Source organism: Streptomyces sp. SDT5-1 (genome assembly GCF_052245995.1).
Taxonomy (GTDB): Bacteria; Actinomycetota; Actinomycetes; order Streptomycetales; family Streptomycetaceae; genus Streptomyces.
In genome coordinates, this window is record NZ_CM125963.1 from 1,495,146 (window position 1) to 1,508,182 (window position 13,037).

Annotated in this window: 14 protein-coding genes; 6 read left to right on the top strand and 8 right to left on the bottom strand. The window is 72.7% G+C overall.

What is annotated here, in order from left to right; all coding sequences use genetic code 11:
• Positions 1 to 22: 22 nt before the first annotated feature.
• The gene (locus tag ACTWJ8_RS07035) at positions 23 to 520 is read right to left on the bottom strand and encodes a winged helix-turn-helix transcriptional regulator (RefSeq protein WP_443263321.1); all 498 of its coding nucleotides are present in this window, start codon (positions 518 to 520) and stop codon (positions 23 to 25) included.
• Between the two features lie 167 nt (positions 521 to 687).
• Here ACTWJ8_RS07035 and ACTWJ8_RS07040 point away from each other — a divergent pair, with 167 nt between their 5' ends.
• The gene (locus tag ACTWJ8_RS07040) at positions 688 to 1,545 is read left to right on the top strand and encodes an AAA family ATPase (RefSeq protein WP_443263322.1); all 858 of its coding nucleotides are present in this window, start codon (positions 688 to 690) and stop codon (positions 1,543 to 1,545) included.
• On the top strand, positions 1,542 to 2,888 hold the full coding sequence (locus tag ACTWJ8_RS07045) for a vWA domain-containing protein (RefSeq protein WP_443263323.1): 1,347 nt from the start codon (positions 1,542 to 1,544) through the stop codon (positions 2,886 to 2,888). The genes ACTWJ8_RS07040 and ACTWJ8_RS07045 overlap by 4 nt, the downstream gene beginning before the upstream one ends.
• 3 nt (positions 2,889 to 2,891) lie before the next feature.
• Here ACTWJ8_RS07045 and ACTWJ8_RS07050 read toward each other — a convergent pair whose 3' ends face one another.
• Both ACTWJ8_RS07050 and ACTWJ8_RS07055 read right to left on the bottom strand, forming a co-directional pair.
• Positions 2,892 to 4,115, bottom strand: coding sequence for a glycosyltransferase family 2 protein (locus ACTWJ8_RS07050; protein WP_443263324.1), 1,224 nt, complete (start codon positions 4,113 to 4,115; stop codon positions 2,892 to 2,894).
• Complete coding sequence (locus ACTWJ8_RS07055; protein WP_356383563.1) at positions 4,102 to 4,368, bottom strand: hypothetical protein; 267 nt, start codon at positions 4,366 to 4,368, stop codon at positions 4,102 to 4,104. The genes ACTWJ8_RS07050 and ACTWJ8_RS07055 overlap by 14 nt, the downstream gene beginning before the upstream one ends.
• 131 nt (positions 4,369 to 4,499) lie before the next feature.
• On the opposite strand from ACTWJ8_RS07055, the gene ACTWJ8_RS07060 reads away from it, so the two are divergent.
• Positions 4,500 to 5,546 carry an acyltransferase family protein gene (locus ACTWJ8_RS07060; RefSeq protein ID WP_443263325.1) on the top strand — a complete coding sequence of 349 codons (1,047 nt, stop codon included), beginning with the start codon at positions 4,500 to 4,502 and terminating at the stop codon, positions 5,544 to 5,546.
• On the opposite strand, the gene ACTWJ8_RS07065 is transcribed toward ACTWJ8_RS07060, so the two are convergent.
• The gene (locus ACTWJ8_RS07065) at positions 5,491 to 7,014 is read right to left on the bottom strand and encodes an aminotransferase class I/II-fold pyridoxal phosphate-dependent enzyme (RefSeq protein WP_443263326.1); all 1,524 of its coding nucleotides are present in this window, start codon (positions 7,012 to 7,014) and stop codon (positions 5,491 to 5,493) included. The genes ACTWJ8_RS07060 and ACTWJ8_RS07065 overlap by 56 nt on opposite strands.
• The gene (locus ACTWJ8_RS07070) at positions 7,011 to 7,628 is read right to left on the bottom strand and encodes a diguanylate cyclase (RefSeq protein ID WP_443263327.1); all 618 of its coding nucleotides are present in this window, start codon (positions 7,626 to 7,628) and stop codon (positions 7,011 to 7,013) included. The genes ACTWJ8_RS07065 and ACTWJ8_RS07070 overlap by 4 nt, the downstream gene beginning before the upstream one ends.
• 141 nt (positions 7,629 to 7,769) lie before the next feature.
• On the opposite strand from ACTWJ8_RS07070, the gene ACTWJ8_RS07075 reads away from it, so the two are divergent.
• The 3 genes from ACTWJ8_RS07075 to ACTWJ8_RS07085 are packed head-to-tail and all read left to right on the top strand — an operon-like array spanning position 7,770 to position 11,031.
• On the top strand, positions 7,770 to 8,210 hold the full coding sequence (locus tag ACTWJ8_RS07075) for a CBS domain-containing protein (RefSeq protein WP_443263328.1): 441 nt from the start codon (positions 7,770 to 7,772) through the stop codon (positions 8,208 to 8,210).
• A gap of 36 nt (positions 8,211 to 8,246) precedes the next feature.
• Positions 8,247 to 10,349 carry a catalase gene (locus ACTWJ8_RS07080; RefSeq protein ID WP_443263329.1) on the top strand — a complete coding sequence of 701 codons (2,103 nt, stop codon included), beginning with the start codon at positions 8,247 to 8,249 and terminating at the stop codon, positions 10,347 to 10,349.
• A 7-nt stretch (positions 10,350 to 10,356) separates the two neighbouring features.
• A complete protein-coding gene (locus ACTWJ8_RS07085) occupies positions 10,357 to 11,031 on the top strand; it encodes an HAD family hydrolase (protein WP_443263330.1) in 675 nt (224 codons plus the stop codon).
• A gap of 12 nt (positions 11,032 to 11,043) precedes the next feature.
• On the opposite strand, the gene ACTWJ8_RS07090 is transcribed toward ACTWJ8_RS07085, so the two are convergent.
• From ACTWJ8_RS07090 to ACTWJ8_RS07100, 3 genes are read right to left on the bottom strand one after another with little or no spacing between them, the layout of a single operon-like run.
• The gene (locus ACTWJ8_RS07090) at positions 11,044 to 11,265 is read right to left on the bottom strand and encodes a CDGSH iron-sulfur domain-containing protein (protein WP_356383544.1); all 222 of its coding nucleotides are present in this window, start codon (positions 11,263 to 11,265) and stop codon (positions 11,044 to 11,046) included.
• Positions 11,246 to 11,905 (bottom strand): HemK2/MTQ2 family protein methyltransferase, encoded by a 660-nt coding sequence (locus ACTWJ8_RS07095; protein ID WP_443263331.1) that lies wholly within the window; start codon positions 11,903 to 11,905, stop codon positions 11,246 to 11,248. The genes ACTWJ8_RS07090 and ACTWJ8_RS07095 overlap by 20 nt, the downstream gene beginning before the upstream one ends.
• A complete protein-coding gene (locus ACTWJ8_RS07100) occupies positions 11,902 to 12,912 on the bottom strand; it encodes an iron-containing redox enzyme family protein (protein WP_443263332.1) in 1,011 nt (336 codons plus the stop codon). Before ACTWJ8_RS07100 ends, ACTWJ8_RS07095 begins: the two co-directional genes overlap by 4 nt.
• Between the last annotated feature and the right edge of the window lie 125 nt (positions 12,913 to 13,037).

Consider the following 13,037-nt stretch of genomic DNA (forward strand, 5'->3'; position numbering starts at 1 on the left):
CGCCCGCAGGGAGCGCGGCGGTTCAGCGGGTGAAGCGGCGGGCGATCTCGGGGCGGTGCGCAAGCCGTTCCGGGTAGCCCGGGCCCATCCGGGCGTGCGTGTCGTAGGCGGTCATCGGGTCGCCGCAGTGCCCGCAGACGACGGCGGCCTCGGCCTGGTGCCCGCACCGGTCGTGCTCGAAGACGACGGGCGCGCCCTCATCGCCGGACAGCCAGCGGTTGCCCCACGCGTTCATGGCGGCGAGGACGCCGAAGAAGTCGCGGCCCTTCTCCGTGAGCACGTAGTCGTGCCGCACGGGCGCGGTGTCGTACGCGCGCTTCTCCATCAGCCCCGCCTCCACGAGCCGCCGCAGCCGCTCGGCGAGGGTCGTGCGGGCGATGCCGAGCTCCTGCTGGAACACGTCGAACCGGGTGATCCCGTAGAACGCCTCGCGCAGCACCAGCGGCGTCCACCAGTCCCCCAGGAGGTCCATGGTGCGGGCGATGGAGCAGGGCCAGTCGGCAAAGGATGTGCGCCTCATGACCGCAAGGATACGAAGGCGGCGGGGCCGGGTCTCCGTACGAGACCGAGGAGGCCACGGCGGGCGACCGGCGGAGTGACGTTCGCCATGAACGGCGCGCGCCCATTGTGGGCGGGCCCTTGTGCTGATCACCTGGAGTCCTACAACGCACCGAGCAGGAGGCCCCGTTGTTCGCTTCCGTGGACGAAGTCACCACGCGCCTGGCCGGCACCGGCTATCTGGCCTCGCCCGCCGTGGCGACCACCGTCTTCCTGGCCGCGAAGCTCGGCAAGCCGCTGCTCGTCGAGGGCCCCGCGGGTGTCGGCAAGACGGAGCTGGCGAAGGCGGTCGCGGCGATCTCCGACGCCCGTCTCGTCCGCCTCCAGTGCTACGAGGGCGTGGACGAGAGCCGCGCGCTCTACGAGTGGAACCACGCCAAGCAGTTGCTGCGGATCACGGCGGGCCGCGACGAGACGTGGGACCAGACCCGCACGGACATCTTCAGCGAGGAGTTCCTGCTCTCGCGCCCGCTGCTGACCGCGATCCGCGGCGACGATCCGAAGGTCCTGCTCATCGACGAGATGGACAAGGCCGACGTGGAGGTGGAGGGGCTGCTCCTCGAGGTGCTCTCCGACTTCCAGGTCACCGTGCCCGAGCTGGGCACGATCGCCGCCGCCCGGCGCCCGTTCGTGGTGCTCACCTCGAACGCGAGCCGTGAGCTGTCCGAGGCGCTGCGCCGCCGCTGCCTGTTCCTCCACATCGGCTTCCCCGAGGAGGAGTTGGAGCGCGAGATCGTCGCCCTGAAGGTGCCGGAGCTCGACGCGGTGCTCGCGGAGTCCCTGGTACGGGTCGTGGGCGCGCTGCGGGCGATGGACCTGCGCAAGGTGCCGTCGGTCGCGGAGACGGTGGACTGGGCGCGCACCCTCCTCGCGCTCGGCGCGGACCGGCTCGACGAGGAGGTCGTACGGGCGTCGCTGGGGGTCGTCCTCAAGCATCAGGAGGACGTGAACACGGCGGCGGCCAAGCTCGACCTGGACGCGGTGTGAGCACCGCTTCGGTCGCGGACCGCGTCACGTCCCTGGTGCGGGCGCTGCGCGCGCACGGGGTGCGGATCGGCACGGGCGAGAGCGTGGACGCCGCGCGGGCCGTCGCGGCGCTCGGCCTCGACAGCCGGGAGCACCTGCGCGAGGGCCTGGCGGCCGCGCTGCTGCACGACCAGGGGCAGCGCGCGGTGTTCGACCCGGTCTTCGACGTGTACTTCCCGCACACCGTGGGCGCGCCGGGCTCGGCCGCCGACCGGGACACGCTGCGGGAGCGGCTCACGGAGGCGCTGGTCGCGAACGACAGGGCGGCGCTCGCCCGGATCGCGGCCGATGCCGTGGACTCGCTCGGCGGCTACGACGCGAACGGCTGGTCCTCGCAGCAGACCCTGGACCGGCTGCGCCCGCAGACGCTGCTCGCACCGGTCATGTCGGCGATCAGGGCGGGCGGCAGCGGGCAGTCCGGGGCGTTCACCGACCGGATCGAGGCGGACGAGATCCGCCGCCGCATCGAGGAGTTCAGGGAGCGGGTGCGTGGCGAGGCGCGCCGCCGGGTGGCGGAGGCCCGCGACCGGGACGAGCTGGCCCGCCGGATGCCGGTGCACACGCCGGACCGCACGGTGTTCCTGTACGCGGACAAGGCCCAGCTCGCGGAGTTGCGGCGCACGGTGCATCCGCTGGCCCGGAAGCTGGCGACGCGCCTAGCGGCCCGCAGGCGGCGGGCGGCGCGCGGTCACATCGATCTGCGCCGCACGCTGCGGGGTTCGCTGTCGACGGGTGGCGTGCCGATGCGGCCTGTGCTGCGCAAGCGCCGTCCCTCGCGTCCCGAACTGGTGCTGCTGTGCGACGTGTCGGGTTCGGTGGCGGGTTTCGCGAACTTCACGATGCTGCTGGTGCAGGCCCTGCACGACCAGTTCAACAAGATCCGGGTGTTCGCGTTCGTCAACCGGATCGACGAGGTCACGGAGCTGATCGCGCACGGCGCGGCGGACGCGGAGGGGCTCGGCGCCCGGATCGCGGCCGAGGCCACGCTGACCGGCTGGCACGGCAGCAGCGACTACGGGACGGCGCTCGGCGAGTTCGTGGAGCGCTACGAGTCGGCGATCGGCCCCCGCTCCACCGTGTTCGTCCTCGGCGACGCCCGCAACAACCAGCAGAATCCGAACCTGCCCGCGCTGCGCCGCATCACCCGCGCCGCCCGCCGCACGTACTGGCTCAATCCGGAGCCCCGCTCCCAGTGGGACACGGGCGACTCGGCGGCGTCCACGTACGCGGCGCTCGTCGACATGCACGAGTGCCGCAACGCACGGCAGTTGAGCGCGCTCGTGGGCCGGCTGCTGCCCGTGTAGCCGCTACGGCGCGCTGCGCTCCAGGTCCCACACCACGCGCTTCTTGCGGGGGCCGCGGAAGAGCCCTGGCGTCTGCGAGCGCAGGGCGGCGAGGGCGTTGATGGTCCAGTACGCGAGCGGGTAGAGGGGCAGCAGCAGGCAGGCGTACGGGAGTTTGGGGTCGAGCCGGAGGTCGACGAGCGCGGCGACGGCGACCTGGATCATCGCGATGACGGCGATGCCGATGCCCCAGGCGAGCATCGCCTTGAAGTGGGCGTCCTCGGGGTCGACGGCGTAGCGCACGGAGCTGAACACGATGGTGAACAGCATCAGGACGACCCAGAGGTACGAGAGCAGTGCCTCGGCGGCGATCGGCCACAGCGCGGCGTTGCGGAGCCGGAACACGGTGCGCAGATGGGTGCGGAGCACCTCGCCCTGGCCGCGGGCCCAGCGGGTGCGCTGCGCCCAGATGCCGCGGAGGTCCTGCGGCACCTCCATGCCGACGAGGGCGTGCGGGGCGAAGCCGGTGAGGTGTCCGGCCTCCATGAGGCGCCAGGTCAGCTCGATGTCCTCGGTGGCCATGGTGGGGTCGTAGCCGCCGACGTCGAGAACGGCGTCGCGCCGGAACAGGCCGAGGACTCCGGCGACGGTGCCGACGTGTCCGGCGAGGGCGTGGGTGCGGCGCATCAGGCCGATGAGGGAGGCGGTCTCCAGCATCTGCATGACGGTGATGACGCCGCGCCGGTTGGTGACGCGGGGGCTGCCGGCGAACGCGGCGTAGCGCGGGGAGCGGCTGATGCCCATCGCGAGGTGGCGGATGGCCTGGGGGTGCAGATGGGTGTCGGCGTCGGTGACCAGCACGAGGGCGTGGCGGGCCCTGCGGAAGCCGTCGTTGAGGCGGTCGGCCTTGCCGAGGTTGACGCCGTCGTCCCACACGGTGATGCGGGGGTCGCCCGCGGCGGCCGCCTGGGCGACGGCGACGGTGGCGTCCTTGGAGCCGTCGTTGAGGATCTGGATCTCGAGCTTCGGATAGTCGACCTCGCGCAGCGCCTCGACGCAGCGCGCGATGACCTTCTCCTCGTTGTACGCGGGGACGAGGACGGTCACGCCCGGCCAGCCGCCCTCCGGCGTCACGATCTCGGGGCTCTCCTCGCGCACCCGGAAGACGACGCCGCCGACCATCCACGCGGCGGCGGTCACGACGGGGTAGAAGGCGAGGAAGACGAGGACGATGTCAAGGACGCTCACGGCGTTCCTCCCGCCCTCTGAGGGTGATGGCCCAGACGAGGGCGAGGGAGAAGAAGGCGCAGGAGATCACGGTGACGAAGAGGAGCCGGACGAGGATGCCGGTGTGCCCGAGCAGGGCCACACCGAGGAGTCCGGAGCCCACCCAGAGCAGCGCGCCGAGCCCGAAGGCGACCAGGCGGCGGGTCCTGGAAGCCGGGCGGGTGGGCTCGAAGACGGGGAGCGCGTGGGCTCCGGTCGCGGGCGTGCTGGGCACCGGACCACCTTCCGACGACAAAGTCAGCAAATGGGGCAGATGAGGTTAATCAGGATACAGGGGGCGTTTTGAAGACTCGGGGAGCCGGGAAGCGTGACGGCGGGGAGTCGTCGACCAGGCACGGAGGGCGCATGAAGGCGGACGGCCGCGACGCGTTCTTCGACAACGCCAAGTACCTGGCGATCGTCCTCGTCGCGCTCGGCCACGCCTGGGAGCCGCTGCGCGGGGACAGCCGGGCGGCCGCCGCCCTCTACTTCACCGTCTACACCTTCCACATGCCGGCCTTCATCGTGATCTCCGGCTACTTCTCACGCTCCTGGGACGCGAGCCCCCGCCGGATGAAACGCCTGGTCACGGGCGTGCTGGTGCCGTACGTGATCTTCGAGCTCGCGTACACGTTCTTCAAGCGCACGGTCGGCGACGACCCCGACTACCCGATCACCCTGCTCGACCCCTGGTACCTGACCTGGTTCCTGATCGCGCTCTTCATCTGGCGCATCACCACGCCGCTGTGGAAGGTCGTCAGGGCGCCGCTGCCGCTGGCCCTCGCGATCGCCGTGCTCGCCGCCGTCTCCCCCGACATCGGCGACGACCTCGACCTCCAGCGGGTCCTCCAGTTCCTGCCGTTCTTCGTGCTCGGCCTGTGTCTGCGGCCCGAGCACTTCGCCCTGGTGCGGCAGCGCGCCGCGCGGATCGCGGCGGTCCCGGTGTTCGCGGGCGCCCTGCTCGTCGCCTACTGGGCGGCGCCCCGGATGACCGCCGCCTGGTTCTACCGCAGGGACAGCGCGCAGGAACTGGGCGCCCCCGGCTGGACGGGGGTCGTGATGACGCTGGCCCTGTTCGGCTGCTCGGTGATCCTGATGGCCTGCTTCTTCGCGTGGGTGCCGGGGCGCCGGATGTGGTGCACGGCCCTCGGCGCGGGCACCCTGTACGGCTATCTGCTGCACGGCTTCCTGGCGAAGGGCTCGCGCTTCTGGGGCTGGTACGACCACGACTGGGTGCACACCCCGCTCGGCGAGATCACCGTGACCGTGATCGCGGCCGCGGTGATCACGGCGCTGTGCACACGGCCCGTGCGGTGGGCCTTCCACTGGGCGATGGAGCCCGAGATGGCGTGGGCCTTCAAGCGGGACGCTCCCGCTCCGAAGCACCCCGCGCCACCACCCGGATCGTCCTGAGCGACGGGTCCGCCGGGTCCGGCACGTTCATCCCCGCGTCGAGGCCGGTGCGCAGATACGTGATGACCTGCTGGTTCAGCCGCTCCCCCGGCAGCACCGCCGGAATGCCCGGCGGGTACGGGGTGGCCATCTCGGCGGCGATCCGGCCCGCGGCGTCGGCCAGCGGGACGTCCTCGACGGGGCCGAAGAAGGCGTCTCGGGGCAGCACGGCCTGTTCCAGGCGGAGCTCGGACGGCTTCGGCACCGCGACCTCCGGCGCCCCGCGCAGCTCGTCCCGGTGCTCGACCACGTCCCGGAGTCCGTCAAGGAGCGGGGCGAGGGTGGCCGCGGAGTCGGCGAAGGTGAGCTGGGCGCCGATCCTGCGGTGGTCGGCGATGTGCACGTCGAGGGAGCGGTGCGAGCGCAGCCAGTCGGCGACGCGGTACCCGGTGGTGTCGAGGTCCGCGACGTCGATGAGGATCGGCAGCGGGTCGAGGTCGTGGCCGAGCCCGGGCCCGGCGAGGTCGTCGCGCCCGTACACGTGCATGCCGTCGACGGCGTCGATCGCCCGCCGCGCTTCCGCCGCCAGGTCGAGGGCGTCGCCGAGCAGCTCGCGGCCGTGCAGCCGCATCTGGCGGCGCCAGCCGTCGAGGCCCGCGTAGATGAGCACGGAGGGGCTCGTGGTGCCGAGCAGATCGGCGCGCAGGGTGAGCGTGGCCGGGTCGATGAGGTCGCCGCGCAGATGGAACACCGAGCCCTGCTCCAGGCCGCTGCCCATCTTGTGGATGCTGGTGACACAGACGTCGGCGCCCGCGTCCATCGCCCACTTCGGCAGGTCCGGGTGGAACGGCAGGTGTGCGCCCCACGCCTCGTCGACGATCAGCGGCCTGCCGCGCGCGTGGCACAGGTCGGCGATCGCCCGCAGGTCGGCGCAGGTCCCGTACGGGGTGGGGCTGGTGACCAGGGCGCCGCGGGCGTCCGGATGCCGCTCGAAGGCCTCCTCGTACGCCTGCGGGGACGGCGGATGGGCGAGGCCGCGCTCCGCGTCCCACTGCGGTTCCACCCACACGGGGTCGATGCCGCACAGGATCAGCCCGCTGACCACGGACTTGTGGGCGTCACGGCCGATGAGCAGCTGCTCCTGGGGCCCGGCGACGCTCAGCATGGCGGCCTTGACCGAGAGGGAGCTGCCGCACGTGGTGAAGAAGGTGTGCTCGGCGTGGACCGCGTCGGCCATCAGCTCCTCGGCGTCCTTGAGGACGTGGCCGCGCATGCGGCGGTCGTCGAGGCCGCCGTTGGCGAGCACGTCGGAGTGGAACACGGCGTCGCCGAGCACCCGCCTGGCCTGCTCGTCGACGCTCCGGGCCTGTTTGTGGCCGGGTGGTGTGAAGGCGAGCCTGCCGTTCGCGTGGTAGGAGTCCAGGGCTTCCAGTACGGGGGCGCGGGTGTGGTCCATGGGGTCCGGGTACCGGGGCTCGGGTCTGTTCATGCCCTTCCTCCATCGGTGCGCGCGAAGCGGGCCGCCCGCAAGCAGCGCTTCAGCTCCTCGCCGTACGGCAGGGCCACGCCCGCGCCGATGGTGGCGGCGAGCGCCGCGAGGTACCGCTTCGGAAGGCGGGGGCTCTTGGCGCGCAGCCGCCAGTCGTCGGCGCCTGGCCCGCCGCGCAGGGTGGCGCGCACGGCGTCGGGGTGCAGGCAGGCGACGTAGGACAGCGCGGTGAGCGGCAGCACCTCGAGGAAGCTGTGGATGTGCTGCTCGATGGGGCGTACGTCGCGGGCGTCGACGGCCATCCGGACGTCCCACAGGGCGGTCGCCCCGTGCGCGGCGGCGGCGCCGCCCATGACGGACAGGACGAGCGGGTTGATGCGGGCGAGCAGGCCGAGGGCGACGGGGACGCCGGCCTCCGTCATCATCAGCGCGTGCACCGCCGACTCGCGCACGCCCGTGGTGTGCTCGATGCGGGTGCGCCGGTGCATCCACCAGTCGGCGATTCCGGGGACCACCCACAGGGGCAGCAGCCCGTACAGCAGGAACCGGCGGCTCGCCGTCTCGATCTCGGCGGCCGGCGGTGTGTCGAGAACCGGGGGTGTGGGGGTGGGCATGCCCGACGAGTCACCCGTTTTCCGCGGTCCATGTGTCCGGTGAGCAGCGCGGATCCGATTCGGCCCGAATGAGTCCCCCGGGCGGGGGTACTCCGCGCCGAGTGACCCCAGCCACCGATCCGCAGGGACGGAGGACGTGACATGACCGGCATGGTCCGGGACGTGATGACCCAGGGTGTGACGGCGGTCCCCCCGGACACCCCGCTCAGCCAGGCCGCCCAGAGGATGCGCGACGAGAACATCGGCGATGTGCTGGTCTGCGAGGGCGACCGGCTGCTCGGAGTGATCACCGACCGTGACATCGCGCTGCGGGTCGTCGCCGACGGGGCCGATCCGCGCGTCATCGACGCGGGCATGGTGTGCACGCCCGACCCGCTGTGCGTGGGCCCCGACGAGGAGGCCGAGCACGCGGCGGCCCTGATGCGGCGGCACGCGGTGCGCCGGCTGCCCGTGGTCAGCGGGGGTGTGCCCGTCGGCGTCGTCAGCATGGGCGACCTCGCGCGGCACCGGGACCCGGATTCGGCCCTCGCGGACGTCAGCAGGGCGGAGCCGAGCCCGCGTCAGGGCTTCGTCGCGCCGTGACCGCCCCACCCCCACCCAGCATGTGAGGAGCCAGTCGTGACCACCGACCGCAAGCAGGAGCAGCGCGAAGAGGCACGCGCCGAGGACCCGGCGTCCGGGCCGCTCACCACCGACCAGGGCGTGGCCGTCGACCACACGGACGACTCGCTCGCCGCGGGCGAGCGCGGTCCCACGCTGATGGAGGACTTCCACTTCCGGGAGAAGCTCACCCACTTCGATCACGAGCGGATCCCGGAGCGGGTGGTGCACGCGCGGGGCGCGGGCGCATACGGCTATTTCGAGCCGTACGAGTCCTGCGCCGAGTTCACGCGCGCGGCGTTCCTCCAGGACCCGTCGGTGCGCACCCCCGTCTTCGTACGGTTCTCGACCGTGCAGGGCCCGAAGGGGTCCGCCGACACGGTGCGCGACGTGCGCGGGTTCGCCACCAAGTTCTATACGTCCGAGGGCAATTACGACCTCGTCGGGAACAACTTCCCGGTCTTCTTCATCCAGGACGGCATCAAGTTCCCGGACTTCGTGCACGCGGTGAAGCCGGAGCCGGACACCGACATGCCGACCGGCGCGTCCGCGCACGACACGCTGTGGGACTTCGTGTCGCTCCAGCCGGAGACGCTGCACGCGATCATGTGGCTGATGTCGGACCGGGCGATCCCGCGCAGCTACCGCATGATGCAGGGCTTCGGCGTGCACACGTTCCGGTTCGTGAACGAGGCGGGTCGCGGCACGTTCGTGAAGTTCCACTGGAAGCCTAAGCTGGGCGCGCACTCCCTGGTGTGGGACGAGGCGCAGGAGTGCCAGGGCCGCGATCCGGACTTCAACCGGCGTGACCTGTGGGACGCCATCGAGGCCGGCGAGTACCCGGAGTGGGAGCTGGGCGTCCAACTGGTGCCGGAGGAGGACGAGTTCGCCTTCGACTTCGACCTGCTGGACGCCACGAAGATCATCCCGGAGGAGCAGGTGCCGGTGCGGCCGATCGGCCGGATGGTGCTGAACCGCAACCCGGACAACTTCTTCGCGGAGACCGAGCAGGTCGCCTTCCACACGGCGAACGTCGTGCCCGGCATCGACTTCACGAACGACCCGCTGCTCCAGGCCCGCAACTTCTCCTATCTGGACACGCAGTTGATCCGGCTCGGCGGCCCGAACTTCACGCAGATCCCGGTGAACCGGCCGATCGCCCCCGTGCGCACCAACCAGCGGGACGGCTACCACCAGTCGCGGATCCACCGGGGCACGAACTACTCGGAGAACTCGCTGGGCGCGGGCTGCCCCGCGGTGTCCGGCGCCGACGGGCACGCGTACACGCACTACGCCGAGCGGGTCGACGGCGCGAAGATCAGGCGCCGCTCCCCCAGCTTCCAGGACCACTACAGCCAGGCAGCGCTGTTCTGGCACAGCATGGCGGACTGGGAGAAGGAGCACATCGTCTCGGCGTTCCGCTTCGAGCTGGGCAAGGTGAACGCGCTCGCGGTGCGGGCCCGCACGGTCGAGGAACTGACGCACGTGAACACGGAGTTGGCCCAGGAGGTCGCCCGGGGCGTCGGTGTCCCCGTGCCGGACGGCGGCCAGGAGCCCGGCCCCCACAAGTCGGCCTCGCCCGCGCTGAGCCTGGAGGCGCTGCCCGGCGACGGGTCGATCCGCACACGGCAGATCGCGGTCCTGGTGACGGACGGCGTGGACGCGGCGCAGGTGACGTCGGTGCGCGAGGCGCTGGCCGCCGAGGGCGCGATCGTCGAGGCGATCGCCCCGACGGACGGCGAGGTGACCGGCGCCGACGGCGAGAAGTACCAGGTCGACCGGGCGCTGCCGACCGTCGCCGCGGTGCTCTACGACGCCGTGCTGGTGCCCGGCGGCCCGGTCGGCACCCCGGCCGTGGCCCAGGACCCGGACGCCGTACGGTTCGTGCGCGACGCCTACCGGCACGGCAAACCGGTCGGCGCGCTCGGCTCGGGCGTCGGCGTGCTCACGCCCGTCGTCCCGGACGGCGTGCGGGTGTCGGCGCAGACCGGCAGCGTCGTCGCCGACCAGGGCGTCGTGACGGATCCGGCGCCGGGCGCGGCGGGCGAGGAATTCGTCCGTGAGTTCACCCGGGCCGTGGCCGCGCACCGGCACTGGGACCGCCCCCAGGTGCGGATCTGAGGCCGCCGTGAACACGCCCGCGCGCGCCGCGCTCTTCGACGTCGACGGCACCCTCGTCGACACCAATCACCTGCATGTGACGGCCTGGTGGGAGGCGTTCCGCCAGGCCGGTCACCGGGTGACCATGCACGATGTGCACCGTTCGGTCGGGCTCGGGGGCGGCGATCTCGTCGAGCGCCTCCTCGGCCCCGACCGGGACCGGGACGCCGACGCGGAGATCAGCGCCGCGCACAAGACGCTGTACGCCACGTACTTCGAGCGGCTGCCCGCGTTCGACGCTGCGGGCGATCTGCTGCGCGCCCTCGCCGAGCGCGGGCGGCGCATCGTGCTGGCCACGTCGGCGGGCGGCGCCGAACTGAAGGCACTGCGCCGGGCCATCGACGCCGACGAGGTGATCGCGGGCGCGGCGAGCGCGGACGACGTGGCGGAGGGCAAGCCCGCACCCGACCCCGTCCAGCAGGCGGTGGAGCTGGCCGACGTGCCGCCGGAGCGCGCGGTGTTCGTCGGCGACACCGTGTGGGACATGGAAGCCGCCGTACGGGCGGGTGTCACTCCTGTGGGGCTGCTGTGCGGCGGCATTCCCGCGGAGGCGCTGCGGGAGGCCGGGGCGCGGGCCCTTTACCAGGACCCGGCCGACCTGTTGCGGCACTTGGACGACAGCCCGCTCGCCGAGCGGGGCTGAGGCCGAGCCGTCTCAGTCGCGCCGGACGCGGCGGTGGCTGGTGTCGCACCACGGGTAGCGGCGGCTGCGGCGGCAGGTGCACACGGCGACCTGGAAGCGGTCGGAGCGCACCGTCGTGCCGTCGTCGAGCGTGACCTCGACGGGGCCCTCCACGAGGAGCGGCCCCGTGCGGCGCGCGGTGATGCGGGTGACGTCGTCGTCGCGGGCGGGCCGCTCAGTCGGTTCGTTCGGCACGGACGACCACCAGTCCTTCCGTCGAGGCGTCGGGCGCCAGCAACTCGCGGCTGCGCAACCACTGTTGGCGCTCTTCCAGTACGGGCCCGAACGGGATCAGGCGGCGGCCCACGACGTCCGCGCGCAGTCCGTGGGAGCGCAGCAGGTCGAGGGTGCGGTCGGCGTCGCTGAGCGCCGACTGGACGATCAGGAGCACGCCTCCGGCCCGCAGCAGCGGCGGCGCGCCCTGGCAGATCCGGTCGAGCACGAGCCGTCCGTCGCGGCCCGCGTCCCAGGCCCGCGCGGCGCCCCGGCTCGGCGCGCGGGCCGCGGGCGCGGGGACGTACGGCGGGTTCGCGACGATCAGGTCGAAGCGGCGGTCCGCGACGGGCGCGAGCAGGTCGCCGCGCAGGACGCGCAGCGGCAGCCGGTTCAGGCGGGCGTTCAGACGCGCGGTCAGCACGGCGCGCCAGGACACGTCGACGGCGGTCACCCGCGCGCCGCGCCCGGCGGCGAACAGGGCGACGGCGCCCGTCCCCGTGCCGACGTCGAGCACGTCGGCGCCGGGCGCCAGCGGCTCGTTCAGCAGGGCGTCGGCCAGCATCCGGGTGTCGTCCTGCGGTGCGTACACGCCGGGGAAGGTCAGCAGTGGGCTCGTCATGCCGGGCTCCCGGGGTGGGCGGCCGCGGTCGAGCGCAGGGACGACTCGCCCGCGTCCCAGGCCGCCCGGAGCGCCCGGCCGAAGCGGTCCTCCAGGTGTTCGGTGGCGTCGACACCGAAGGCGATGTCCGCGTCGAGTCCTGGTTCCTGGTCGAGGAGGCCGTCCACGACCTCGTGGCGCACGATCTGTTCGTGCACCGCGTCGGCCTCGACGTGCTCGTCGTAGAAGAACACCGCCCGCTCCCCCGCGCCGACGCGGCGCAGCGCGTCGGCGAGGCGTCGGGAGCCGGGCGACGACGTGGTCTCGACGGTGGCGAAGTGTCCGACCAGCGCGCCCCGCAGGGAGCGGTGCAGGCCGAAGAGGGACATCAGGTTGACGAGGGCGAGCGCCTCGGCGGACGCCGCGTCGAGGTAGTGACCGTAGTCGGTGACCAGGCCGAGGTCCGCCATCAGGTCCGCGAACAGCTGGGCGTGGATGCGGTCGGCGCGGCCACCCCCGTACTCGTCGTACTCGACGGCCGCCATGCCCGCCTTGGGCCGCCCGTACAGCCGGGGCAACACCCAGGCGTGCGGGTCGGCCTCCTTCAGGTGGTAGATCGAGCGGTGCGCCGCGTACTCGCGCAGCTGCCACAACTCGCCCTTCTCGCTGAGCCGATGGCTGAGGCTGTCGCCGTCCGCCGGTTCCACCAGCAGGTCGTCGAGGGCCTCGTGCGCGTGCTTGTGGGCCGTCGCGCGGTCCCGCAGCTCGGCCAGCATGCGCCGCTCGAGCCCGCCGCGTACGCGCAGCAGGTCCGGGTCCCACTCCAGGCTGTCGGGGACGCCCGCGAAACCCCGGTAGTGGAGTTCGTAGCAGAGGTGGAGGGCCAGCTGCGCGTCGTCGCCCAGCGGAGGCGCCGCGGCGATCTCCTCCGGTGTCGGCAGCGGGTGGTCCGTCTCGCGCAGCCGCCCGAGCACGGCGGCCGACACCGGGCCGCGCGGGGGCGGTGGAGCAGGGGCATAGGTGGTCATGGCCGCCGAGTACCCCCACCCTCCCGCACCACTCCCGGCCTGCGACGTTTCATCCGCCACCACCCGGGAACCCGGCGCGGCGCCGAAGTGAGCGGACCTTGCCGACCCGACGTTTCCGGAGGACG

Bases quoted from the DNA above. Each gene is read 5' to 3' on its own strand.
- ACTWJ8_RS07035 (WP_443263321.1), bottom strand. From the start codon at position 520: ATGAGGCGCACATCCTTTGCCGACTGGCCCTGCTCCATCGCCCGCACC.
- ACTWJ8_RS07060 (WP_443263325.1), top strand. From the start codon at position 4,500: ATGAAGGCGGACGGCCGCGACGCGTTCTTCGACAACGCCAAGTACCTG.
- ACTWJ8_RS07065 (WP_443263326.1), bottom strand. From the start codon at position 7,014: ATGAACAGACCCGAGCCCCGGTACCCGGACCCCATGGACCACACCCGC.
- ACTWJ8_RS07070 (WP_443263327.1), bottom strand. From the start codon at position 7,628: ATGCCCACCCCCACACCCCCGGTTCTCGACACACCGCCGGCCGCCGAG.
- ACTWJ8_RS07075 (WP_443263328.1), top strand. From the start codon at position 7,770: ATGACCGGCATGGTCCGGGACGTGATGACCCAGGGTGTGACGGCGGTC.
- ACTWJ8_RS07095 (WP_443263331.1), bottom strand. From the start codon at position 11,905: ATGACGAGCCCACTGCTGACCTTCCCCGGCGTGTACGCACCGCAGGAC.
- ACTWJ8_RS07100 (WP_443263332.1), bottom strand. From the start codon at position 12,912: ATGACCACCTATGCCCCTGCTCCACCGCCCCCGCGCGGCCCGGTGTCG.